Annotated in this window: 18 protein-coding genes; 12 read left to right on the top strand and 6 right to left on the bottom strand. The window is 69.0% G+C overall.

The features are described 5' to 3' along the window. Positions 1-69 precede the first annotated feature (69 nt). The 6 genes from BN3794_RS16030 to BN3794_RS12860 all read left to right on the top strand — a co-directional run bounded on the left by BN3794_RS16030 (position 70) and on the right by BN3794_RS12860 (position 4,473). Positions 70-555, top strand: a complete 486-nt coding sequence (locus tag BN3794_RS16030; protein ID WP_236493258.1) for a transposase — start codon at positions 70-72, stop codon at positions 553-555. A gap of 106 nt (positions 556-661) precedes the next feature. Continuing rightward, the gene (locus BN3794_RS12875; RefSeq protein WP_066097837.1) at positions 662-916 is read left to right on the top strand and encodes a type II toxin-antitoxin system Phd/YefM family antitoxin; all 255 of its coding nucleotides are present in this window, start codon (positions 662-664) and stop codon (positions 914-916) included. After that, entirely contained in the window at positions 913-1,299 is a 387-nt protein-coding gene (locus BN3794_RS12870) for a type II toxin-antitoxin system VapC family toxin (RefSeq protein ID WP_066097835.1), read from the top strand. Before BN3794_RS12875 ends, BN3794_RS12870 begins: the two co-directional genes overlap by 4 nt. 121 nt (positions 1,300-1,420) lie before the next feature. Then, positions 1,421-1,882, top strand: coding sequence for a transposase (locus BN3794_RS16025; protein WP_078059751.1), 462 nt, complete (start codon positions 1,421-1,423; stop codon positions 1,880-1,882). Between the two features lie 340 nt (positions 1,883-2,222). Continuing rightward, a complete protein-coding gene (gene pilB / locus BN3794_RS12865) occupies positions 2,223-3,950 on the top strand; it encodes a type IV-A pilus assembly ATPase PilB (protein ID WP_066097833.1) in 1,728 nt (575 codons plus the stop codon). 118 nt (positions 3,951-4,068) lie between these two features. Further along, positions 4,069-4,473, top strand: coding sequence for a PRC-barrel domain-containing protein (locus tag BN3794_RS12860; protein WP_201455276.1), 405 nt, complete (start codon positions 4,069-4,071; stop codon positions 4,471-4,473). 733 nt (positions 4,474-5,206) lie between these two features. Here BN3794_RS12860 and BN3794_RS12855 read toward each other — a convergent pair. Beyond that, positions 5,207-6,604: a sigma-54-dependent transcriptional regulator gene (locus tag BN3794_RS12855; protein ID WP_066097832.1), complete on the bottom strand. Its 1,398-nt coding sequence runs from the start codon at positions 6,602-6,604 to the stop codon at positions 5,207-5,209. 67 nt (positions 6,605-6,671) lie between these two features. Then, positions 6,672-8,285, bottom strand: coding sequence for a sensor histidine kinase (locus BN3794_RS12850; protein WP_066097830.1), 1,614 nt, complete (start codon positions 8,283-8,285; stop codon positions 6,672-6,674). Positions 8,286-8,717: 432 nt separating this feature from the next. Here BN3794_RS12850 and sucC point away from each other — a divergent pair, with 432 nt between their 5' ends. From sucC to olsF, 3 genes are all read left to right on the top strand, one after another. Then, the gene (gene sucC, locus BN3794_RS12845; protein ID WP_066097828.1) at positions 8,718-9,887 is read left to right on the top strand and encodes an ADP-forming succinate--CoA ligase subunit beta; all 1,170 of its coding nucleotides are present in this window, start codon (positions 8,718-8,720) and stop codon (positions 9,885-9,887) included. 158 nt (positions 9,888-10,045) lie between these two features. Then, positions 10,046-10,924 carry a succinate--CoA ligase subunit alpha gene (gene sucD / locus BN3794_RS12840; RefSeq protein WP_066097826.1) on the top strand — a complete coding sequence of 293 codons (879 nt, stop codon included), beginning with the start codon at positions 10,046-10,048 and terminating at the stop codon, positions 10,922-10,924. 159 nt (positions 10,925-11,083) lie between these two features. Beyond that, a complete protein-coding gene (olsF, locus tag BN3794_RS12835) occupies positions 11,084-12,817 on the top strand; it encodes a bifunctional ornithine lipid synthase OlsF (protein WP_187128064.1) in 1,734 nt (577 codons plus the stop codon). A 158-nt stretch (positions 12,818-12,975) separates the two neighbouring features. On the opposite strand, the gene metK is transcribed toward olsF, so the two are convergent. Beyond that, entirely contained in the window at positions 12,976-14,187 is a 1,212-nt protein-coding gene (gene metK / locus BN3794_RS12830) for a methionine adenosyltransferase (RefSeq protein WP_066097824.1), read from the bottom strand. 337 nt (positions 14,188-14,524) lie between these two features. On the opposite strand from metK, the gene BN3794_RS12825 reads away from it, so the two are divergent. Together BN3794_RS12825 and BN3794_RS12820 are read left to right on the top strand one after the other, a co-directional pair. After that, a complete protein-coding gene (locus BN3794_RS12825; protein WP_066097822.1) occupies positions 14,525-17,032 on the top strand; it encodes a TonB-dependent receptor in 2,508 nt (835 codons plus the stop codon). A gap of 122 nt (positions 17,033-17,154) precedes the next feature. Next, positions 17,155-18,102 carry an endonuclease/exonuclease/phosphatase family protein gene (locus BN3794_RS12820; RefSeq protein WP_066097820.1) on the top strand — a complete coding sequence of 316 codons (948 nt, stop codon included), beginning with the start codon at positions 17,155-17,157 and terminating at the stop codon, positions 18,100-18,102. 108 nt (positions 18,103-18,210) lie between these two features. Here the strand turns inward: BN3794_RS12820 and dusB are convergent, their stop codons facing one another. From dusB to BN3794_RS12805, 3 genes are all read right to left on the bottom strand, one after another. Continuing rightward, complete coding sequence (dusB, locus tag BN3794_RS12815) at positions 18,211-19,209, bottom strand: tRNA dihydrouridine synthase DusB (protein ID WP_066097819.1); 999 nt, start codon at positions 19,207-19,209, stop codon at positions 18,211-18,213. A 357-nt stretch (positions 19,210-19,566) separates the two neighbouring features. After that, positions 19,567-20,532 carry a ribokinase gene (locus BN3794_RS12810; RefSeq protein WP_066097818.1) on the bottom strand — a complete coding sequence of 322 codons (966 nt, stop codon included), beginning with the start codon at positions 20,530-20,532 and terminating at the stop codon, positions 19,567-19,569. A 22-nt stretch (positions 20,533-20,554) separates the two neighbouring features. Next, positions 20,555-21,856: a NupC/NupG family nucleoside CNT transporter gene (locus BN3794_RS12805; RefSeq protein WP_066097816.1), complete on the bottom strand. Its 1,302-nt coding sequence runs from the start codon at positions 21,854-21,856 to the stop codon at positions 20,555-20,557. Positions 21,857-22,738: 882 nt separating this feature from the next. Between BN3794_RS12805 and BN3794_RS12800 the strand changes: the two genes are divergently transcribed. Beyond that, positions 22,739-23,710 carry an aldo/keto reductase gene (locus BN3794_RS12800; protein WP_066098879.1) on the top strand — a complete coding sequence of 324 codons (972 nt, stop codon included), beginning with the start codon at positions 22,739-22,741 and terminating at the stop codon, positions 23,708-23,710. Positions 23,711-23,715: the final 5 nt, after the last annotated feature.

Raw genomic sequence — 23,715 nt, 5'->3', positions numbered from 1 at the left:
TACTTATGGGGTGTCTGCGGATCGGGGAAGCTTACGACTCCAGCCACGGCCGATTCCATTGCGCGGCTGATGCAACGGCTGGGCCGCAATTACGTGGCCTTGTTCAATGGCCGGCACGGACGCACTGGAACCTTGTGGGAAGGCCGCTACAAGGCCTGCCTGGTCGATAGCGATGATTATCTGCTGCGGTGCTATCGCTACATCGAGCTCAACCCGGTGCGGGCCGCCATCACCGATGATCCGGCCAGCTATCGATGGTCCAGCTGCCAGGCCAATCTGGGCTTGCGGCCGCATTCCGGCCTGAGCCCACACGCCACCTTCCTGGCACTGGGACGCACGGATGCCGAACGCGCAGCAGCCTATCGGGTGCTCCTGCACGAAACTTTGACCCCGGAAGACCTCAAGGTCATCCGGCTGTACCTGCAACAACAGCGCGCACTGGGTAAGACCCCCTTCCAGGCCATGGTCCAAGCCAAGGTTCAGCGCTTTGTCGCTACCAGGCCAGCACATCGGCCTCGCAAAGTTGCTGCGAGCTCGACAGGCGAGCCTCAGTAAGTGAACCTGACCCCGTTACTCCGGACCCCGTTACTCCCTCATTGGGACACGTTGCACCAATGACACTTGTTAGCTAGACTTAGTTCAATCCATCCGAGGCGGCGCCATGAGTACCACCGTCAACATGTTCGAGGCCAAGAGCAATCTGTCCAAGCTGGTCGCCCAGATCGAGGATGGCGTGATCGACGAAGTGATCATCGCCAGGAGTGGCAAGCCGGCCGTACGCATGGTGCCGATCCGGCGCGATGCACAGGGCGTCGCCCACCGTATCGGCGTGGCGCGCGGCGCCTTCGTCGTCCCGGCCGATATCGACGCCGACAACCCGCAGATCGCCTCGTTGTTCACGGGCATCCAGGAGTGAGGCTGCTGCTGGATACCCATATCGCGTTGTGGGCCATTGCCGATGATGCCAGGTTGTCGGCCGAAGCCCGGCAGCTGATCTGCGCGCCGGACAACGACATATGGGTAAGCGTGGCCAGCGTTTGGGAGATTGCGATCAAGCATTCCCTGGGGCGTGGCGGCATGCCTGTTTCCGCTGCTCGCGCGCTTGGTTATTTCGAAGACGCCGGCTACGATCTGTTGCCAGTGCGCGCGAATCACGCTTCAGCGGTCGAACAGTTGCCTCCGCTTCATGGTGATCCGTTTGATCGGATGCTCGTTGCCCAGGCCTTGTCCGAGCCTCTGCGTCTGTTGACGCACGACGCCGCTGTCGCCCGCTACGACAAGAACATCGTCCTGGTCTGAACAGCAGAGCAGCAAAGGGAATAACGGGGTCTTGCCTACAGCACGCGGGGCCTTCGCCTTACTCGCGGTTACTGGGGATGTCGGAGGGATGGGATCGTTCGCATCGGCCAGCATGTAGCGCATGGCCCGACTACCGCGCATCTCGCTCCCTGGTATTCAGCACGTCATGCAGCGAGGCAATAACCGGTTGCCATGTTTTCTCGATGATGGCGACCGGCTCCGCTACCTGCAGCCGCTGCGCGGCGCCGCGAATCATGACGATTGCCGGCGCCATGCCCATGTGCTGATGGACAATCCTGTTCATCTACTCCTGACTCCGGCCGCGGCCGATTCCATTGCGCGGCTGGTGCAGTGCCTGGACCGCAGTTGCGTGGGCCTGTTCAACGGTCGTCATGGGCGTACTGGAACCTTGTGGGAGGGCCGCTACAAGGCATGCCTGGTCCATAGCGACGATCATCTGCTTCGGTGCTGTCGCCACATCGAGTCCAACCCGGTACGGGCCGCCGTTACCGACGATCCGGCCAACTATCGCCGGTCCAGTTGTCAAGCCAATCTGCGGCTGCGGCCTCATTCGTCAGGATGAGCCGGATCACGACGAGCCCATGCGGGGCGTCACGCGCGGGATCGGGGAGATCCGCGGCCGGCGGTGGTGCCACCTCTTGGGGAATGTCGGGAGGGGAGTCCCGACCGCGGCAGGGTGCCGCACCCGGGAACACGTGCCCAGCAGGACAATCCGGACGTGGGGTAGGACTTCTCTGAGGACGTGCTGCGCTGCAGGATGAGCGAAGGCGGCCGTCCGGCCGATGGCATGGCCGCCACCGGAGGGCAGCGGACGCTATGATGGCGCCATTGGGGAGAGGTTGCCGGCACAGGGCGCGCAGGTCGCGGGTGCCACCACGATGGATCCCGGGGAAGTCGCATAGATGAACGTCGCAGTTTCCGCCAACCTGGTCGGCATCACCGGCATTGCCCGGCGCCTGGTGCAGGACGGTGCCCTGGACGAGGCCGCCGCCCGCGGCGCCATGCGCGAGGCCGCCGAGGCGCGGGTACCGCTGTCGCAGTGGCTGACCGGCAAGAAGCTGGTTTCGTCCGCGCAGCTGGCCGCGGCCAACGCGCTGGAGTTCGGCATCCCGCTGCTGGATGCGTCCGTGCTGGATGCCGGCCAGTCGGCGGTGGCGCTGGTCAGCGAGGAGCTGCTGCGCAAGCACAACGTGCTGCCGCTGTTCAGGCGCGGCGGGCGCCTGTTCGTGGGCACCAGCGATCCGACCAGGCCGCTGGACGAGATCAAGTTCCAGACCAACCTGGCGGTGGAACCGATCCTGGTCGACGAGGACCAGATCCGCCGCACCCTGGACGCATGGCTGGCCAACAGCAACGCGCTCGGCGACAGCTTCGGCGGCGACGACGAAGGCCTGGAGAACCTGGAGTCCAGCGGCGGCGACGAGGAGGGTGCGAGCAGCGACACCGGCGTGGACGCCGGGGGCGACGACACGCCGGTGGTCAAGTTCGTCAACAAGGTGCTGGTGGATGCGATCCGCAAGGGCGCCTCGGACATCCACTTCGAGCCCTACGAGGACGACTACCGGGTACGCCTGCGCATCGACGGCATCCTCAAGCAGGTGGCCAAGGCGCCGGTGAAGCTGCGCGAGCGCATCGCCGCGCGCCTGAAGGTGATGGCGCAGCTGGACATCGCCGAGAAGCGCGTGCCGCAGGACGGGCGCATCAAGCTCAACCTGTCCAAGACCAAGCAGATCGACTTCCGCGTGAGCACGCTGCCCACGCTGTTCGGCGAGAAGATCGTGCTGCGTATCCTCGACGGCAGCGCGGCCAAGCTCGGCATCGACAAGCTCGGCTACGAGCCCGAGCAGCAGATGCTGTTCCTGGAGGCCATCCACAAGCCCTACGGCATGGTGCTGGTGACCGGCCCGACCGGCTCGGGCAAGACGGTGTCGCTGTACACCGCGCTGGGCATCCTCAACGACGAGACGCGCAACATCTCCACCGCCGAGGACCCGGTGGAAATCCGCCTGCCCGGGGTCAACCAGGTGCAGCAGAACGCCCGGCGCGGCATGACCTTCGCCGCGGCGCTGCGTTCGTTCCTGCGCCAGGACCCGGACATCATCATGGTCGGCGAGATCCGCGACCTGGAGACGGCCGAGATCGCGATCAAGGCGGCGCAGACCGGCCACATGGTGCTGTCCACGCTGCACACCAACGATGCGCCGCAGACCATCGCGCGCCTGATGAACATGGGCATCGCCCCGTACAACATCACCAGCTCGGTGACCCTGGTGATCGCCCAGCGCCTGGCGCGGCGCCTGTGCCCGCGCTGCAAGCGCGAGCAGCACCTGCCCGAGCACGCGCTGCTGGCCGAGGGCTTCACCCACGAGCAGATCGCGGCGGGCCTGACGATCTACGAGGCGGTGGGCTGCGACGAATGCACCGCCGGCTACAAGGGCCGCGTGGGCATCTACCAGGTGATGCCGATGACCGACGAGATCGCCGCGATCGTGCTGGAGGGCGGCAACGCCATGCAGATCGCCGAGGTGGCGCAGCAGGAAGGCGTGCGCGACCTGCGCCAGTCGGCGCTGATGAAGGTGGCCGAGGGCGTGACCAGCCTGGCCGAGATCGATCGCGTCACCAAGGACTGACCGGGGCGGCGCAGGCCGCCGCCTCACCCTGCGCTCACGCGTGCATGCCTAGCGTGCGGATGCGCGGTCGCCGGCGTGGATGCCGGCGCCGCGGAACATCCAGACTAGGGAGAAACACATGAACGTGATGATCAGGAAGATGGCGCCGTTGGCGGTGGCGGCGCTGGTGGCCGCGGGTGCCAGCGGTGTCGCCTCGGCGCAGGTGGCCGGCTCCAGCGAGGTCGGCGTGTCGGTGGAGGAACTGCGCACGGTGGCGGTGGGCTGGAGCGCCAAGAAGGACATCCTGGGCAAGGCCGTCTTCAACGAGTCCAACCAGAAGGTCGGCACCATCGACGACATCATCGTCGCCCCGGACAGCGCGGTGTCCTACGCCATCGTCGGGGCCGGCGGGTTCGTCGGGCTGGATCGCCACAACGTCGCCATCCCGGTACGGAATTTCCGCTTCCAGGGCGGCAAGTTCGTGCTGCCGGGCGCGACCCAGGCAGCGATCAAGGCGCTGCCAGCGTTCCAGTACGCGAAGTAGCCACTGCGCGAAGTGGCGCGGCCTGCGACAGCGCAGGACGCATGGGAAGGCCGTGGAGCGATCCGCGGCCTTTTTCGCATGCAGGGGGCCGATGTCGAACCGCCGGGGTAGGAAGACGATCCGGGAGGGCGGAAATGGGATCCGGAGACGGCGCGACCGCGTGACAGGCGCGGGCAGACCGGTGGCGGGTCTGCAGCTGGGGCGCCTGGATATGGGCAGATATCGCAAGGCGCTGTTCGCGTTCGGTAGGGATGGCTTGCTTTTTCAATACGTTGTGTAGGAAGCGAGCACAAAAAAACAACGGCTTGGCATCGCATCCCTACCGAACGCGAACAGCGCCTATCGCAAGTGCTCGGGGCACGTCCGGCGCTTGCCGCCGGGCCGCGGGGTTGCCATGCGCTTGCTTGGATCTGTCACTCTCGCACCGGGCATGTGCGTCCCGCGGACAGCGGACAGCGAACGGACTCCCGTGCGAACCACGGCCTGGCGACAAGCGCACGGATCGGGCCGCCTGGTATCCGGGGGCGGCTGATCCGCGACCAGGAACCCTGGGCATGGCCCTGGGTCGCGACCGGCGGCCGGCGCCTCGCCGCGTGGACGACGCGGCTCCGGTGGGTGGCCGAACCCGGATGCTGGCAGCGCGCCGGGGGAGCTGGCCCTGCAGCTGCGCGATGCATGCGCAGATCTGCACCGGCCGCCGCCGCTCGGTTCAGGCACCGGTTTGGCAGGGCGCCTACTCGATGCCCAGCTTCTTGAGCTTGTAGCGCAGCGCGCGGAAGGTGATGCCCAGTTGCGCCGCGGTCCGGGTGCGGTTCCAGCGGTTCTCCTCCAGCGCCTTCTGGATCACGCTGCGCTCCATCTGCTCGATGTACGACGGCAGGGCGGTTTCCGGTTCGGCGTCGGCGGGGTCCGGCGCCGCTTCGGCGGTGGCGGGAGCCGCCGCGGCCGAGCGCACCCCGGGCAGGCGCTGCGCGGCCTGCGGCAGGTGCAGGTCGCCGGCGCGGATCTCGTCGCCCTCGGCCAGCGCCAGGGCGCGCTCGAGCACGTTCTCCAGCTCGCGCACGTTGCCGGGGAAGTCGTAGTGGTCCAGCGCTTCCAGCGCCGACGGCGTGAGCAGCGGCAGGTTGCGGCCCTGGCTCTGCGCCAGGCGCGCCAGGATGGAGGCGGCCAGTTGCGGCAGGTCCTGGTGGCGCTGGCGCAGCGGCGGCACGCGCAGCTCGATCACGTTGATGCGGTAGTACAGGTCGTGGCGGAAATGGTTGTGCTCCACCAGCTCGGCCAGGTCCTTGTGCGAGGCCGACAGGATGCGCACGTCCACCGCTTCCTCGGTGGCCGCGCCGACCGGGCGCACGGATTTCTCCTGGATCGCGCGCAGTAGCTTGACCTGCATCGGCAGCGGCAGCTCGGCGACCTCGTCCAGGAACAGGGTGCCGCCGTTGGCCGCCTGGAACAGGCCGGGCTTGTCGGCGGTGGCGCCGGTGAAGCTGCCCTTCTTGTGGCCGAAGAACTCGCTCTCCATCAGCTCGGCCGGGATGGCGCCGCAGTTGACCGGCACGAACGGGCCGGCCGCGCGCGCGCCCTGGGCGTGGATGGTGCGCGCCACCAGCTCCTTGCCGGTGCCGGACTCGCCGAGGATGTACACCGGCGCCTGGCTGCGCGCCACCTTGGCGATCAGCGCGCGCAGCTCGGCCATGGGCGCCGAGTCGCCGATCAGGCGGATGGCGTGTTCGGGCGGGGTGGCCGGGCGTGGCCGCGCCTGGTTGTTCAGTTCCAGCGCATGGCTGACCAGCCGCCGCAGCACGGCGATGTCCACCGGCTTGCTGACGAAGTCGAAGGCACCGGCCTTCAGTGCCTCCACCGCCAGTTCCATGCTGCCGAAGGCGGTGATCATCGCCACCGGGGTATCGGGGTGGTGGCGGCCGATCTCGCGTACCAGCTCGATGCCGTTGCCGTCGGGCAGGCGCATGTCGGTGATGCACAGGTCGAAGCGGCCCTGGTCGAGCTGCGCGCGGGCCTCGGCCAGGTTGGCGGCCGTGGCCGTGTTCACGCCCATGCGGCCGAGCGTGAGCACCAGCAGCTCGCGGATGTCGCGTTCGTCGTCGACGAGCAGGACGTTGCGGTGGTCGGTCATGAAGGCAATGCGGTGGTGTTGGCTGGATTCCCCGGGCACAGCATACGCAAGCCGGGCCGGGACGGCGTCATGGGGCGAGCGCGTGCGGCGCGGGCAGGTGGATGCGGAAGCAGGCGCCGCCACCGGGCATGGCCACGTATTCCAGGCGGGCCTGGTTGGCCCGGCACAGCTCGCGGGCGATGTACAGGCCCAGGCCGGTGCCGTGCTCGGAGGTGGTGAAGAACGGCCGGAACAGCTGTTCGGCCACGGCCGGGGGGATGCCCGGGCCGCGGTCCACCACGTCCACCACCGGATGGCCGTCCAGCAGTGCGGCGCGCACGCGCACGACCGCCGGCTGGTCGAGCTTGCGCCCGTACTTGAAGCCGTTGTGCACCAGCGCGGTGAGGATCTGGTGCAGGTGGCGCGGGTCGGCCTGGGCCTGCACGGCGGTACCGGGGGCGGGGGCTTCCAGGGTGTCGGTCTCCATCCCCAGGGTCAGCCGGTAGTCCTCGACGAAGCGGCGCACGAACTCGCCCACGTCCACGTTCTCCGGGTTGGCGCGGTCGCGCCGGGCGATGCCCAGCACGCTCTCGACGATGCCGTTGGTGCGCTGGCACTGCTGGTCGATGATTTGCAGCAGGCGCCGGTCGGCATCGTCGAGGTGGCGCGATTCGGCCAGCAGCTGCGCCGCGTAGGTGATCGCCGCCAGCGGGTTGCGGATCTCGTGGGCGAGGCTGGCCGAGAAGCGGCCCAGGGTGGACAGGGTCAGCGATTCGGCGCGGCGCGAGACCACGGTGGCGTCGTCCAGGAACACCAGGGTCAGCGGCGTGCCGCCCAGCAGCCGGGCGAAGCGCGGCTGCACCTCGGGCAGATCCGGCGAAAGCTGCAGCGGTGCCTCGCCCGATTCGCCGCTGGCGCGCCAGCGCACCAGGCGCGCGGCCAGCTGCGGGGCCACGCGCGGCAGCAGCACGTGGCCGCCTTCCAGGGTGCCCTCGCCGTCGCCGAGCAGGGCGGCGGCGGCCTCGTTGGCCAGGGTGATGCGGTTGTCGGCATCGACCACCAGCACCCCAGTGCGCATGCGGCGGATGATCAGCTCGTTGATCTCGGCCAGGCTGGCCACTTCCTGGCCGCGCTGCTCGGCCAGCACCTGGTTGCTGCGCGCGCGCCGGCCGATCTGGAAGCAGATCCAGGCCAGGGCCAGGTAGCTGGCCGCGAACATGGCCAGTTCGGCCGGCGAGCGCTCGATCGGCCCGCCGTCCAGCACGCTCCACACGTATTCGGCGACGATGCCGGCGCTGGCGGCCAGGGCGATGGCCAGGCCGTCGGCCAGCGGCAGCAGGATCGCCGCCGAGGCCACGTTGAACAGCAGCATCATGGCGATGCCGGCGCCGGCGCCGGGGATGGCGTGGATGGCCAGCACCGCCACGACGATATCCACCAGCACGCTGCCGGCCACGATCGGGCGCAGCCAGCGCTCGTTGCGGCCCCAGGCCAGCACCACCGCGGCCATCACCAGGTAGGCCACGGCCACGCCGGCGGCCAGCCGCGGGAAGCGCGGCTCGGCCAGGGTGGCGGCCAGCGGGCTGAACACCAGTGCGGCCACCAGGCCGGCGGTCAGCACCCGGTACAGGCCGAAGAAGTACAGCTCGCGACGGGGCACCGAACGGATGTGCCCGATCAGGGACAGGTTGGCCGGTGACATCCGCTCCCCCGGACGATGGCGTGGCACCAGTATACGGAGACCGGCCCCCGGCTCCGGGCCGGCGTGTACGGTGGCACGGTTGCCGCCGACACCGCGCCGCGCCTGTCCGGGCTTGCTGGAGGAGGGCGGCGAGCCGGAGGAAGGCGCTGAGGCCGAGCGTGGGCACGCCCGGCGTGCACCGACGCGGTCCGCGGACGCGGTCGCGGTGCCGGGCACAAAAGGGGGCGGGCGCCGGATGGACGTGCGCAGTGGCCGGGCCGAAGGACGCGGCAGCCGGTCCGGAATGCGCGCCGCCGGCCCGCGCAGGGCACGGTTTTTTGCGCGCCGGCGCGCGGTCGGCGACAATGGCGGGCCGCCCGTGCATCCCGGGCCGTGGCTTGCCGCCCCGGCCGCGTGAGACGGTGCGTTCGTTCCCATCTTCCACGGTGACGCATGAATTTCCACGAATACCAGGCGAAACAGCTTTTTGCCCAATACGGCATCCCGGTTCCGGCCGGCCAGGTGGCTTCCACCCCCGACGAAGCCGTGAAGGCGGCCCAGGCCCTGGGCGAAGGCCCGTGGATGGTCAAGGCCCAGATCCATGCGGGCGGCCGCGGCAAGGCCGGCGGCGTCAAGTTCTGCAAGACGCTCGACGACGTGAAGGCCGCTGCGGCCGGCATGATCGGCAAGAAGATGGCCACCTACCAGACCGCCGGCGTGGAACTGCCGATCAACCTGGTGCTGGTGACCGAGGCCGGCGACATCGCCAAGGAGCTGTACCTGTCGGTGCTGGTCGATCGCGGCACCAAGACCATCACCTACATCGCCTCCTCCGAAGGCGGCATGGACATCGAGCAGGTCGCGCGCGAGGCGCCGGACAAGATCCAGACCCTGCACGTGGACTTCGTCGAGGGCCTGCAGCCCTACCAGGGCCGCGAGCTGGCCTTCAAGATGGGCCTGAACGCCAAGCAGGCCAACCAGATGGCCAAGATCACCGGCGGCCTGTACAAGCTGTTCAACGACAAGGACCTGTCGCTGGTCGAGCTCAACCCGCTGGCGATCCTGGAGACCGGCGACCTGTACGCGCTGGACGGCAAGATCAACTCCGACGACAACGCCGGCTTCCGCCACAAGGACCTGGTGGCCATGCGCGACACCACCCAGGAAGACCCGGCCGAGGTCGCCGCTTCCGAGCACGACCTGAACTACGTGACCATGGACGGCAACATCGGCTGCATGGTCAACGGCGCCGGCCTGGCGATGGCGACCATGGACGTGATCAAGCTCAACGGCGGCGAGCCGGCGAACTTCCTCGACGTCGGCGGCGGCGCCACCAAGGACCGCGTGACCACCGCGTTCAAGCTGATCCTGTCCTCGGACAAGGTCAAGGCGATCTTCGTCAACATCTTCGGCGGCATCGTGCGCTGCGACATGATCGCCGAGGGCATCATCGCCGCGGTCAAGGAAGTAGGCGTCAAGGTGCCGGTGATCGTGCGCCTGGAAGGCACCAACGTCGACGCCGGCAAGAAGCTGCTGGCCGATTCGGGCCTGGCCATCATCCCGGCCGACGACATCGACGACGGCGCCAAGAAGTCCGTCGCCGCCGCCGCCAAGGCCGCCTGACGCGCATGGCCCCGGGCACCGCGCCCGCCCGTGCGCCCGCCGCCGCCCCGATCCGGGAAGGCGCGGGGGACGCGCAGGCCGGCCCGGCCCGCGTGACGCATGGCGGAACGCGGGATGTCCCGGAGCCGATCCACTTTCAGCATTAGAGGACTCAACGAATGTCCGTTCTCGTACACAAGAACACCAAGGTGATCGTGCAGGGCTTCACCGGCCAGCAGGGCACCTTCCACGCCACCCAGATGGTCGAATACGGCACCCAGGTCGTCGGCGGTGTCACCCCCGGCAAGGGCGGCACCACCCACATCGAGCTGCCGGTGTTCGACACCGTCGACGAGGCCGTCAAGGCCACCGGCGCCGACGCCTCGGTCATCTACGTGCCGCCGCCGTTCGCGGCCGACGCGATCCTCGAGGCGATCGCCGCGGGCATCAAGATCGTGGTGGCCATCACCGAGGGCATCCCGGTGCTGGACATGCTGCGCGTGAAGAACGTGCTCAAGGAGCATCCGGACGTGGTGCTGATCGGGCCGAACTGCCCGGGCATCATCACCCCCGGCGAGTGCAAGATCGGCATCATGCCGGGCCACATCCACATGCCGGGCAAGATCGGCATCGTCTCGCGCTCGGGCACGCTGACCTACGAGGCGGTCAAGCAGACCACCGCCGCCGGCCTGGGCCAGTCCACCGTGATCGGCATCGGCGGCGACCCGATCAACGGCCTGAACTTCGTGGACTGCATCAAGCTGTTCAACGAGGACCCGCAGACCGAGGGCATCATCATGGTCGGCGAGATCGGCGGCGACGCCGAGGAGACCGCGGCCGAGTACATCAAGGCCCACGTCAAGAAGCCGGTGGTCGGCTTCATCGCCGGCGCCTCCGCGCCGAAGGGCAAGCGCATGGGCCACGCCGGTGCGATCGCCTCCGGCGGCACCGGCACGGCCGAGGGCAAGTTCGCCGCGCTGGAAGCGGCCGGCGTGACCACGGTGCGCACCCCGGGCGACCTGGGCGCGGCCATCGCCGAGCGCCTCAAGCGCGGCTGATCCCGCGCGCGCTGCACGATGCTGGAAGGCCGCCCCCGGGCGGCCTTCCTCGTTTGTGGAGGGCGGGCAGGCGCGGTCACCGCACTGACGCACCGTTGTCACGGCACTGACCTGTGCCGCCGCCAGCCTGATCCCGGGCAACGACATGGGATCTTGGCGATGACGCGGCTGGAACATCGCATCAGGCAGAGCTATCCGCACTGGTTCCGCGGCCCGCGCCGGCTGCTGGCGGCACCGCTGCTGCGCGTGGTCGGCAAGTGGTCCGGGCTGGACGAGGCCGAGGCCTTCCTCGCCGACAGCCGGCACCTGCACGGGTTCGGCTTCGTGCGCGCGGCGCTGGACCACCTGCGCGTGCGCTACCGGGTCGATCCGGCGGCCCTCGGCCGGGTGCCGGCCAGCGGCCGCCTGCTGGTGGTGGCCAACCATCCGTCCGGCGCGCTGGATGCGCTGGCCCTGCTCGATGCGATCGGCCAGGTGCGCCGGGACGTGCGCATCGTCGCCAACGACTGGCTGATGGCGCTGGACGGCCTGCGCGAGCTGCTGCTGCCGCTGCCGGTGCTGGGGCCGCACGCGGCCGGTGCCGGCGCGTTGCGCGCCATCGAGCAGGCGCTGGAACAGGAACAGTGCGTGATCGTGTTCCCGGCGGGCGAAGTGTCGCGGCTGGGCCTGACCGGGGTGCGCGATGCCGACTGGAAGCGCGGCTGCCTGCGCTTCGCCCGGCGCAGCGCGGCACCGGTGTTGCCGGTCTGCATCCGGGCCCGCAACTCGGCGCTGTTCTACGGCGCCTCGGCCCTGTTCCGGCCGGCAGGCACGGCCTTGCTGGCGCGCGAGACGCTGAAGCGGCGCGAACGGCGCGTGGTGCTGCACGTCGGCCAGGCACAGCCGCTGCCCGCCGCGCTCGACGATGCGGCGCTGCTGCGGCAGTTGCGCCGCGAGGTGTACGCCCTGGCCCGCGGCGACGTGCATGCGCCGGTGGCCGCGCCCGAGGAGGACGCGCCGCTGGTCGCGGCCATCGACCCGGCGCAGGTGCGCGCCGGCGTCGCGGCGATGACCCTGCTGGGCCATACCGGCGACGGCAAGCAGATCCGCGTCGGCCGGCTGCGGCCCGACGCGCCGTTGCTGCGCGAGATCGGGCGCCTGCGCGAGCTGACCTTCCGCGCCGTCGGCGAGGGCACCGGGCGGCGCACCGACCTGGACCGCTACGACACCTGGTACGAGCACATCGTGCTGTGGGACGAGGCGGCCGCACGCATCGCCGGCGCCTACCGCATCGCCGAGGGTGTGCGCGCGCTGGCCGAACGCGGCCTGGCCGGGCTGTATACCGCCGAGCTGTTCCGCTATTCGGACGCCTCCATCCCGCGCATCGCCGAGGGCATGGAACTGGGGCGCAGCTTCGTGGTGCCCGACTACTGGGGCAGCCGCAGCATCGACTACCTGTGGCAGGGCATCGGCGCCTGGCTGCAGCACCATCCCAACGTGCGCTACCTGTTCGGCGCGGTGTCGATGAGCGCGGCATTGCCGGTGGAGGCGCGCGAGCAGATCGTGGCCTACTACTCCAGTTTCTACGGCCATGCCGGCGAGGTCGAGTCGCGGCGCCCGTTCGCCTACCGCGCCGCGCCGCCGCAGTTCGCCGGCTGCGACGCCGGGACCGCGTTCGGCGTGCTCAAGGGCAACCTGGACGCCCTCGGCGCACAGCTGCCGATGCTCTACAGGCAGTACACCGAGCTGTGCGAACCCGGCGGGGTGCGCTTCCTGGCCTTCGGCGTGGACCCGGCCTTCTCCGACTCGGTGGACGGCCTGATCGAACTCGACCTGCAGCGGCTGCGGCCGAAGAAGCGCGAGCGCTATCTCGGGCGCAACCGCCACCGCGCGCCGCAGGGCATGGCGTCCTGAGGTCCCGAAATCCTGGAGCCGGCCTGGCCGCCGCCACCGGATGCGCATCGATGGCGGAACCGCCACGTCGCGGCACGCCCGGGGACACGCCCAAGAAAAAGGCCCGCCTCGGACGAGGCGGGCCTTGATCGTCGCGGCCGGCGCGAACGCCGGTCGGTTTACTTCAGCTTGGCGTCGGCGCGCAGCGCCTCGGCACGGTCGGTCTTTTCCCAGGAGAACGAGGTGGCGGTCACTTCGGTGCCGCTGCCGTCCACGTAGGTGACCGGCTTGGGCTTGCGGCCGAAGTGGCCGTAGGCGGCGGTCTGCTGGTAGATCGGGTGCACCAGGTCGAGCATCTTGATGATGCCGTACGGGCGCAGGTCGAAGTGCTTGCGGATCAGCTTCTCGATCTTCTCGTCGCTGATCTTGCCGGTGCCGAAGGTGGTCACCGAGATCGAGGTCGGCTCGGCCACGCCGATGGCGTAGGACACCTGCACCTCGCAGCGGTCGGCCAGGCCGGCGGCGACCACGTTCTTGGCGACGTAGCGCGCCGCGTAGGCGGCCGAGCGGTCGACCTTGGACGGGTCCTTGCCGGAGAACGCGCCGCCGCCGTGGCGGGCCCAGCCGCCGTAGGTATCGACGATGATCTTGCGCCCGGTCAGGCCGCAATCGCCCACCGGCCCGCCGATCTCGAACTTGCCGGTCGGGTTGATGTGGAACTTGGTGCCCTTGTGCAGCCACTTGGCCGGCAGCACCGGCTTGATGATCTCCTCGCGCACCGCCTCGATCAGGTCCTTCTGCTTGATCCCCGGCGCGTGCTGGGTGGACAGCACCACCGCGTCGATCGCGGTGACCGCGTCGTTCTCGTAGCGCAGGGTCACCTGGCTCTTGGCATCCGGGCGCAGCCACGGCAGCGGCGAGTTCTTCTTCTTGCGGATCTTGGCCTGCTGCTCGACCAGGCGGTGGGCCAGGTGGATCGCCGCCGGCATGTAGCTGTCGGTCTCGTTGGTGGCGTAGCCGAACATCAGGCCCTGGTCGCCGGCGCCCATTTCCTCGGGCTTCTTGCGGTCCACGCCCTGGGCGATGTGCGGGGACTGCTTGCCGATCAGGTTGAGCACGCCGCAGGTGGCTCCGTCGAAGCCGACGTCGGAGCTGTCGTAGCCGATGTCCAGGATCACCTTGCGGGTCAGCGCTTCCAGGTCGACCCAGGCGCTGGTGGTGATCTCGCCGGCGACGATCGCCACGCCGGTCTTGACCATCGTCTCGCAGGCCACGCGCGCGCGCGCGTCCTTGGCGATGATCGAGTCCAGCACCGCGTCGGAGATCTGGTCGGCGATCTTGTCCGGATGGCCTTCGGAGACCGATTCGGAAGTGAACAGGTAACTGGACATCGGGCTATATCCCTTGATTCGGATAAAAAGATGGGTGCGCATGATACACGCGCGCCCGCGTACCTGCATCGGCACCGCGCCGGCCGTCGTTCAGCCCGGGGAAGGCCGGGCGGAATGCCGAACAGGCCATCTTCGTGGCGGTTTGTGTCAGTAAATGTCGAATTTTGTTAAGGATAAATGAAATCCGCAATAATGCCGTCATGACGATTCTTTAACTTCTCATTACGCCCCGTGTGGGCTACCCAGACGTTCCCGCTTCTTCCCAATCCGTGACCGGCGCCGTGCCGGTAGCGGTGGCCTTCCTTTTATTCCCCACATCGTCCTGCAAGGATCATTCATGACATCTCAGCCCATCGCCAGGATCTCGCTGCTGAGCGCCGCCCTGTTCGGTGCCATTGCCGCCGCCCAGGCCCAGGAAGCCACCGGCCAGGCCCAGAGCCGGGCCACCGAGTCGAGCACGTCCAACACCACCTCCGCCTACGACACCAAGCGCGTCCAGGAACTGGACAAGATCGACGTGACCGCCAAGAGCCCGGTGCTCGGCGGCGGCAGCATGATGGTCCAGACCGCGCCGAAGGCGATCTCCACGGTGACTCGCGAGGCGATCCAGGAAGAGGCCGGCGGCAGCAACTTCACCCAGCTGATCGATTCGATCCCGGGCGTGGACGCCTCCACCGACGATCCGTCGGGCCTGTCCAACGGCAACTACAGCCTGCGCGGCTTCGATGCCTCGTCCATCGGCATCACCGTCAACGGCGCGCCGATCACCGATACCGGCAGCTATTCGGTCTACGGCACCCAGTACGGCGATGCCGAGAACTACAACGACATCACCGTGATGCAGGGCACGCCCAACGTCGACATGCCCGACATGGGGGCCTCCGGCGGCCACATCGCCTGGTCGACCATCGACCCGACCCACGATTTCGGGGTGGACTTCAGGCAGTCCTTCGGCAGCTACGACTACCAGCGCAGCTTCGTGCGCGTGAACACCGGCGACACCGGCCCGATACGCTCCTGGATCTCCTATTCCACCAACAGCAAGGACAAGTGGAAGGGCGACGGCAAGCTGGACGTCACCAAGATCGACGGCAAGTCGCTGTGGCAGATCAACGACGAGAATTCGATCAGCTTCTCGTTCCAGTACAGCCGCCAGCAGAACGCGCGCTACCGCAACGCCACCAAGGCCCAGATCCAGTCCGACTACGATTACGACCAGACCTCGCCGGACAATTCCTACGGCGCCTGGCCGACCAGCTACACCGGCTACGGCAGCACCAGCTACAGCGCCGGCACCTACTATTCCAAGCTGGCCCGCAACCCGTACAAGAACATCATGGTCAGCGCCGATGGCGAGTTCACCTTCACCGACAACCTGCGCCTGTCGGTGGTGCCGTACTACTACTACGGCAACGGCGGTTCCGGCTACGGCTATGGCATCCGCGAGGGCTACTACAGCGCCGCGGACAAGGCGGCCCAGGCCGACCGCTACGGCTATGCGTGGACCGACTTGAACGACGACGGCGCCCTGCCCACCGTCAGCAGGAGCACGTACAACTACAGCAACTACTACATGACCTACCTGTTCTCGCACAACCGCTCGGTGCGGCCGGGCGTGGTCGCCAAGTTCATCCAGAACATCGGCCTGGACCACACCCTGTCCTACGGGGTGTGGCTGGAACGCTCGCAGCAGCAGAACTGGGCGGACCTGAGCAAGGTCAACCAGGAGACCGGCGATCCGTGCGATGTCTGGGCCGATACCGACAGCTGCGCCGTCACCTACGCCGACGGCAAGGCGATGCAGTCGTACCGCACCTACGCCAAGACCACGGTGCAGAAGTACTTCATCCAGGACTACTGGACCCCGACGGACAAGCTGACGGTCAATCTCGGTGCATCGTGGATCCACGCCACCCGCGAGGGCCACAGCTACGAGTATCCGGGCGCGGATGCCGGCGCCACTTCCAAGCAGGAGCTGGCCACGTTCTTCGACCAGAGCTACAGCAAGCTGAGCCCGGCGCTGGGCGTGAAGTACCAGCTGGACGACCAGAACCAGTTCTTCTACGGGGTCGCCAAGACCTTCCGCATTCCGAAGACCAATGCCATCGTCTTCAATCAGGCTGCGGGCGTTTCCGACAGCAAGCCCGAGGAGGCGCTCACCCACGATCTGGGCTGGCGCTACTACGGCGATCGCTACGGCATGGCGGCGCTGGTCTACCAGAGCGACTACAAGAACAAGCAGATGTACGGGTATGACCAGGACACCGGCCTCGATACCTATGTCTGGATCCCCAAGGTGCGCATGCGCGGCGTCAACTGGGAAGGCAGCGTGGCCTTCAGCCAGCACTGGAAGGGCTACCTGTCCTACACCTACACCGAGGCCGAGGTGCGCACCAAGGGCCTGATCGACACCGGCGACGACGGTGCCTATCCGTTGTACGGCAAGCAGCTGGTCAACACGCCCAAGAACATCGCCAGCGCGCGCATCAGCTGGAGCAACGGCGAGTTCTGGGCGTCGCTGAAGGCGCGCTACTCGGGCGAGCGCTACGGCGACTACATGAACACCGAGAAGGTCGGCGGCTACACGCAGGTGAGCTTCAACGGCGGCGTGAACCTGCCCGACATCGGTTTCATCAAGAAGCCCGAGCTGAAGTTGAACATCTTCAACCTGCTCGACCGCAAGGCCTATACCTATGCCACCACGACGCAGTGGGTGACCCAGCAGGGCAAGGCCGAGGCGGTTGCCGAGGGGGTCAGCGGCGCTTCCGACTGGTACTACGGCACCCCGTACTACGGCGTGCTGGCGCCGCGTACGATCGCGGTGACCTTCGGCGGTTCGTTCTGACGCCCGCACCGGGGGGCCCGTGCACCCCGGCGTGGCATCATCCAAGACGGGCCGGAGGCATACTCCGGCCCTTCCTTTTCTGAAATGTCGAAACTGGGGCCATGGCCCCGAACGGAGTTCCGATGAAGCCCTTGTTCCCCGTCCGCCGCCTGCTGCCCGGCGTCGCCCTGCTCGCCTTGCTGCTGGCCTCGTGCGCCAGCCCGCCCACCCGCACGCCCGCGCCGCCCACTGCAGTGGGTTCGGCCGCCACCCTGCGCGTGGCCACCTGGAACATGGAGCACCTGGCCGAGTTCGACGGCGTGGGCTGCCGCCCGCGCATCGAGGCCGACTACGCGAAGATGCGCGACTACGTGTCCCAGGTGAACGCCGACGTGTTCGCCATCGAGGAAGTGGAATCGGCCGCGGCCGCCGCGCGCGTGTTCACTCCGGAAAAGTACGACATCTATTTTTCCACCCGTCCAGCCAGTGGGCGCAGCGGTGAATGCCGTGGCGAGCCGGGTCTGCACATCCGCAACCAGGGCGTGGGCTTTGCCGTGCGCAAGGGGTTGCAAGTGCAGCGCAATCCGGATTTGTCCGCGCTGGCGCTGGGCGATGCCAACCTGCGCTGGGGCGTGGACATCACCGTGCATGCCCGCGACGGCCAGCCGCTGCGCCTGCTGGGGGTCCACCTCAAGAGCGGTTGCTTCGACAGCAACGATCCGACGCCGACCTGCAGCACCGTGTTCAACCAGGCCGACGTGCTGCAGCAGTGGATCGCCGCGCGCGAGGCCGATCCGTCCGTGCCCTACGTGATCCTCGGCGACTGGAACCGTCGCCTGGGCAAGCCCAACGACAAGCTGTGGTGGGAGATCCGGCACAGCACCAAGGCCGGCGTGATGCTCAAGGACCTGCCCGGCGCGCGCCGGCCTGCCTGCTCGACCTTCGATTCTTACATCGACCACATCGTGCTCAGCCCGGCGGCGGCCAAGACCTACCGCGACGGCTCCTTCGAGGAATACACCTACGAGCAGACGCACGCGCCCGAGCACCTGTCGGACCACTGCGCGATCTCGGTCGACCTGTCGATCTGAGCCGGACGCCGCCGGCATCACGGCCAGACACGAACGGCCGGGCTCGATGCCCGGCCGTTTTCCGTTTCCGTTCCCGGGCGCCGCGCCGCGCGGCCGTGCGCCGTCGGGTCAGGCGGCGGCCGGCAGGGCGGGAGCGACGCCGGCGATCAGCGCGTCGAAGTAGTCGCGGGTGATCGCCAGCTGCACCTCCGGCGTCTGCGCCCGGTTGACCGCCGCGCGGAAGCTGGCGCCTTGCGGATGGTCCTTGGCGTACCAGCCCAGGTGCTTGCGGGCGATGCGCACGCCCTGCGGTTCGCCGTAGAACGCATGCAGCGCCCGCAGATGGTCGAGCAGCACGTCGCGCACCTGCGCCAGCGTCGGCGGCGGCAGTTCGCGGCCGTCGGCGAGGAATTGCGCGATCTGGCCGAAGATCCACGGGTTGCCCTGCGCGGCGCGGCCGACCATGACCGCATCGCAGCCGGTATGGCGCAACACCGCGGCGGCCTTGCGCGGGCTGTCGATGTCGCCGTTGGCGATCACCGGGATCGACAGCGCCGCCTTGATCGCGGCGATGGTGTCGTACTCGGCGATGCCGGTGTAGTGCTGGTCGCGAGTGCGCCCGTGCACGGCCAGCGCGGCGATGCCCGCGGACTCGGCGATGCGCGCGATGGCCGGGGCGTTGCGGTGGTCGCAGTCCCAGCCGGTGCGGATCTTCAGCGTCACCGGCACGTCCACCGCGCCGACCACCGCGTCCAGGATGCGTCCCACCAGCGCCTCGTCGCGCATCAGCGCCGAACCGGCCCAGGCGTTGCATACCTTCTTGGCCGGGCAGCCCATGTTGATGTCGATGATCTGGGCGCCGTTGGCCACGTTGTGGCGTGCGGCCTCTGCCAGCTGGCCCGGCTCGGTGCCGGCGATCTGGACGCTGACCGGTGCCGGCTCGCCGTCATGGTCCATGCGCGTGCGCGACTTGGGCGTATCCCAGAAGCGCCGGTCGCTGATCGTCATTTCCGACACGGCCAGCCCCGCGCCGAGCCGCTTGCACAGCTGGCGGAACGGCTTGTCGGTGACCCCGGCCATCGGGGCCAGGACCACCGCCGGTTCGATCAGGTAGGGGCCGATGCGCATGGCGCCATTCTACAGGCAGGGCCTGCGGCGGCCGTTCCGGCCCCGGTCCGCCCCGGTCACGGTGGCGATGCGCCCAGGATGGGGCGCCTGGTGCAATGCGTTCCTTCGTCGGCCGTCTTGCACATGCCAGGCGGGCCATGCCGGGATGCGTCGGCAATATGCCGGCGCGCGCGGGTGGGCTCGGTGACCTACTGGATCACGGCGTCGCCATGGCGCAAACGGTGCCAGCACATCTTGGGTCCTGGCGGCCGACGCTGCCCAGGTCCGATCCCTCTTGCCCGGACGAACGCCGTGGTCATCCGCATGGCCGGGCCTGCTGGCTTCCCTGGCCGGCCGGCGCGACCACCGGCCGGTGATTCAGGCCGGTGGCAGCGGCTCGAGTTCTTCCTTGCGCGGCATCGACGCGGCCGCGCCGGCGCGCTCGGTGGAGCGGGCGGCGTAGCGGTTGGCGAAGCGCACGTGGGACTGGAACGGCGCATCGGGCGCGCGCGCCAGCGATGCGGCCAGCGCGCCGTTGAAGGCATCGCCCGCACCGGTGGTGTCGATCGCCTGGGCCACGTCGGCGGCGACGCGGTAATAGGGCGTGGCATCGCCGCGCAGGCCGGTGTCGGGATGGGACACGAACGCGCCGACCGCGCCCAGGGTGACCACGACGGTGCCCTCGGGCAGCAGTTGCCGGCACAGCGCATGCAGGCGCGCGCCGTCGAGCGAGGCCACGTCCTCGGCCGGCAGGCGCTCGCCGACGTAGCGCAGCAGCAGCGCGGAGAACTCGGTCTCGTTGGGGGTGAGGATGTCGGCGAGCCCGCGCAGGGCCATGCTCGAGGGCGCGTTGGCCGGCGCCGGGTTGAGCACCGTGGTCACGCCGGCCTCGCGCGCGATCTGCAGCGCGTGGACGATCGTCTCCAGCGGCGATTCGAGCTGGACCAGGACGACCGAGGCGCGGGCCAGGGCGCTGCGGTGGGTATCGACGAAGGCCGTGTCCAGCGTCGCGTTGGCGCCCGGGCCGACCACGATGGTGTTGCGCCCGCGTCCTTCCACGTAGATGCCGGCGGTGCCGGTGGGCTCGGTGCTGTCGGCGGCGAGCAGTTCGATGCCGTCGGCCTGGGCCAGCTCGCGCGCCAGGGCGCCGCCGGCGTCGGCACCGAGCGCGCACACCAGGCGGGTGGCGGCGCCGGCGCGCGCAGCGGCGACGGCCTGGTTGAAGCCCTTGCCGCCCGGGCCGGTGGAGTAGGCGCCGGACACGGTGGCGCCGGGAGCGGGCAGGGCTTCGCAGCGCCAGACATGGTCGACGTTGAACGAACCGACTACGGTCACGGAATTCATCGGTATTGCTTCTCTTGCGGAATCAGCCGCCGAAGTGGGTCAGCACGCCGGCGATGGTGGCGGTCATGAAGGTGGCGATCGAGCCGCCCAGCACGGCGCGCAGGCCGAACCGGGCCAGGTCGTGGCGGCGCTCGGGCGCCAGCCCGCCGATGCCGCCGATCTGGATGGCGATCGAGCTGAAGTTGGCGAAGCCGCACAGGGCATAGGTCGCGATCAGCGCGCCGTCCTTGCTCAGCGCCATGCCCGGCACCTGGCCGTTCACGATCTGCGAAAGCTCGGTGTAGGCGACGAATTCGTTGATGACCACCTTCTGCCCGATCAGCGAGCCGACCGTGGTGGCGTCGGCCCAGGGCGTGCCGATGATCCAGGCCACCGGCGAGAGCAGGTAGCCGAGGATGGTGGACAGGTTGGTCGGTTTGCCGATGGCCTGGGCCAGGCCGGTGACGTCGCCCAGCCAGGTCAGCGGCCAGTTGACCAGCGCGATCAGGGCGATGAAGGCCAGCAGCATCGCGCCGATGTTCAGCGCCAGGCGCAGGCCGTCGCCGGCGCCGCCGGCCGCGGCGTCGATCACGTTGCTGGTGGTCTTCTCCACGTCCATCTTGACCGTGCCGCGGGTCAGCGGCTCGCCGGTCTCCGGCACCAGGATCTTGGCGATGACCAGGGTGGCCGGCGCGGCCATCACCGAGGCGGCCAGCAGGTGCTTGGCATAGAAGACCTGCTGCACCGGGTCGTTGCCGCCGAGCATGCCCACGTAGGCGGCGAGCACGCCGCCGGCGATGTGGGCCATGCCGCCGATCATCATCGTCAGCAGCTCGGACTGGGTCATCTTGGCGATGTAGGGGCGCACGGTCAGCGGCGCCTCGGTCTGGCCGATGAACACGCTGGCACACACGCTGGTGGTCTCCGCGCCGGACACGCGCATCACCTTGGTGATCGCCCAGGCCATCAGCCGCACGATCGCCTGCATCACGCCCAGGTGGTAGAGCACGCCCATCAGCGCCGAGAAGAAGATGATGGTCGGCAGCACCTGGAAGGCGAAGATGTAGCCGTTCTTGGGCACGTCCATCAGGCTGCCGAAGATGAAGTTCGAGCCTTCGGCCACGAACGAGAGGATCTTCACGAAGCCCTGGCTGAGCCAGTCGAAGATCTCGCGCCCGCCCGGCACCAGCAGCACGAAGGCGGCGAAGGCGATCTGCAGGCTCACGCCGGTGCCGACCAGCCGCCAGTCCACCGCGCGCTTGTTGTTGGAAAACAGCCAGGTGATGCCCAGCAGCACCGCGAGGCCGAACAGGCCGAAGCCGACCCTCCACACACCCTCGACCATCGGTTTTCCCCGCAGGCGAAAAGACAAAAGACAGGGAAGCCTAGAGCAGGCGGGACCACCGGGCAACAATCGCCATCGGCGGCGCCGCGACGGTGCCCCGGGCAAGGCCACGGCGCCCGCGCGTGACGGCCGGACCGGGGATGCGCGGGCGGCGCTGCGCGGGGGCGCCTGAGTCGCTGAAACGGCACCGCGAGGGCGTGCGCCGGCGTCCCCCGCCGGGCAGGACGGCCGGTGCGCCGTGACGGGAGGCGGGAGAGGCGCACGTGCCGGGAGGCGGGAGAGACGCATGTCCGGGGTGGCGATGTCCAGGTGCGTCGGGCACAGGTGCCTTGCCGGCGCGCTTCGGCGCGTTCCAGGTCCGTCGTGCGGCGGTGATGGAGGTCGCCGGGGGCGTGCGAGCGTCGTGGTCTGCCGCCGTCCGGTCGGTGTGCGGACCAAGGGGAAGTGGGTGCGCCGAACGGGAAGAACGTGCTCCATGGAAACGGAGGGCTCTCCCCGGGAAGGGAGGGCCCAGGCGAAAGACACCGTTTCCCCAAGGGGGCAGCCAGATATCGTTTCCCTGGGGAGCGCGGCCGGATATCCGCGCGGGACGGCGGCTGGCGAAGGACCTGCCTTGCGGTGCAGTTGGCCGAATGGAAATGGAGTCTTCCCGGACATGGATGGCTAGGGTGGGGGAAGCACCCTCCCCGAGGACATCGCAGGTGCGCGTGGCCGGTCGCCAACCGGCGATGGGCCTGCCTTCCGATGCCGCTCGCCGACGGCCAGGGAAGGGGAGGGTCCCCGTCCACGGGCGACTTGCCCGTGGCCGTGTGCAGGGCCCGGGCGCGGGCGCGTCCTAGAATGCCGCATCGTACCGAGCCCGCAGGAGCCTTCCCCATGGACATGACCTACCGTCGCCTCGGCGCGACCGGGTTGCCGATCTCGCGCCTGTCCTTCGGCGCCTGGGTCACCTTCGGCGAGCAGATCGACCGCGACCAGGCACGCAACCTCGTCGCCACCGCCTGGGACCACGGCGTCACCTTCTTCGACAACGCCGAGGTCTATGCGCACGGGCGCGCCGAGCAGGTGATGGGCGATGTCATCGCCGACCTGCGCCTGCCGCGCGACGGTTTCTGCGTGTCCAGCAAGGTCTACTTCGGCGCGGCCGAGTCGCCGCGGCCGACCCAGTGCGGGCTCTCGCGCAAGCATGTGTTCGATGCCTGCCACGCGGCCCTGCGGCGGCTGCGGGTGGACTACCTGGACCTGTACTACTGCCACCGCCCCGATCCGGACGTGCCGGTGGCCGAGACCGTGCAGGCCATGGACACGCTGATACGCCAGGGCAAGGTGCTGTACTGGGGCACCTCCGAGTGGCCGGCCGAGCGCATCGTCGAGGCGGCCGATTTCGCCCGGACCCACGGCCTGTACGGGCCGGTGGTGGAGCAGCCGCAGTACAACCTGCTGCACCGCGAACGGGTCGAGCGCGAGTACGCACCGCTGTACGACGAACCCGGCCTGGGCCTGACCACCTGGTCGCCGCTGGCGTCCGGGCTGCTGACCGGCAAGTACGACGACGGCGTGCAACCGGGCTCGCGCCTGGCCCTGCCCGGGCTGGACTGGCTGCGCGAGGAAGTGCTGGGCTCGCCGCAGGCACGGCGCCTGGAGCGCGCGCGGCGTTTCGTCGCCGTGGCCGGGGCGCTGGGAGAGCGGCCGGCAGTGCTGGCCATCGCCTGGTGCCTGCGCAATCCGCGGGTGACCAGCGTGATCCTCGGGGCCAGCCATGTGGAGCAGCTGCGCGAGAACCTGGCGGCGCTGGACGTGCTCGGGCGCATCGACGAAGGCGGCTGGCGCCAGGTGGAGCAGGCGGTGGCCTGACAGCG

This window comes from Xanthomonas massiliensis (genome assembly GCF_900018785.1).
Taxonomy (GTDB): Bacteria; Pseudomonadota; Gammaproteobacteria; order Xanthomonadales; family Xanthomonadaceae; genus Xanthomonas_B; species Xanthomonas_B massiliensis.
This window is presented reverse-complemented; position numbering and strand designations above follow the sequence as displayed.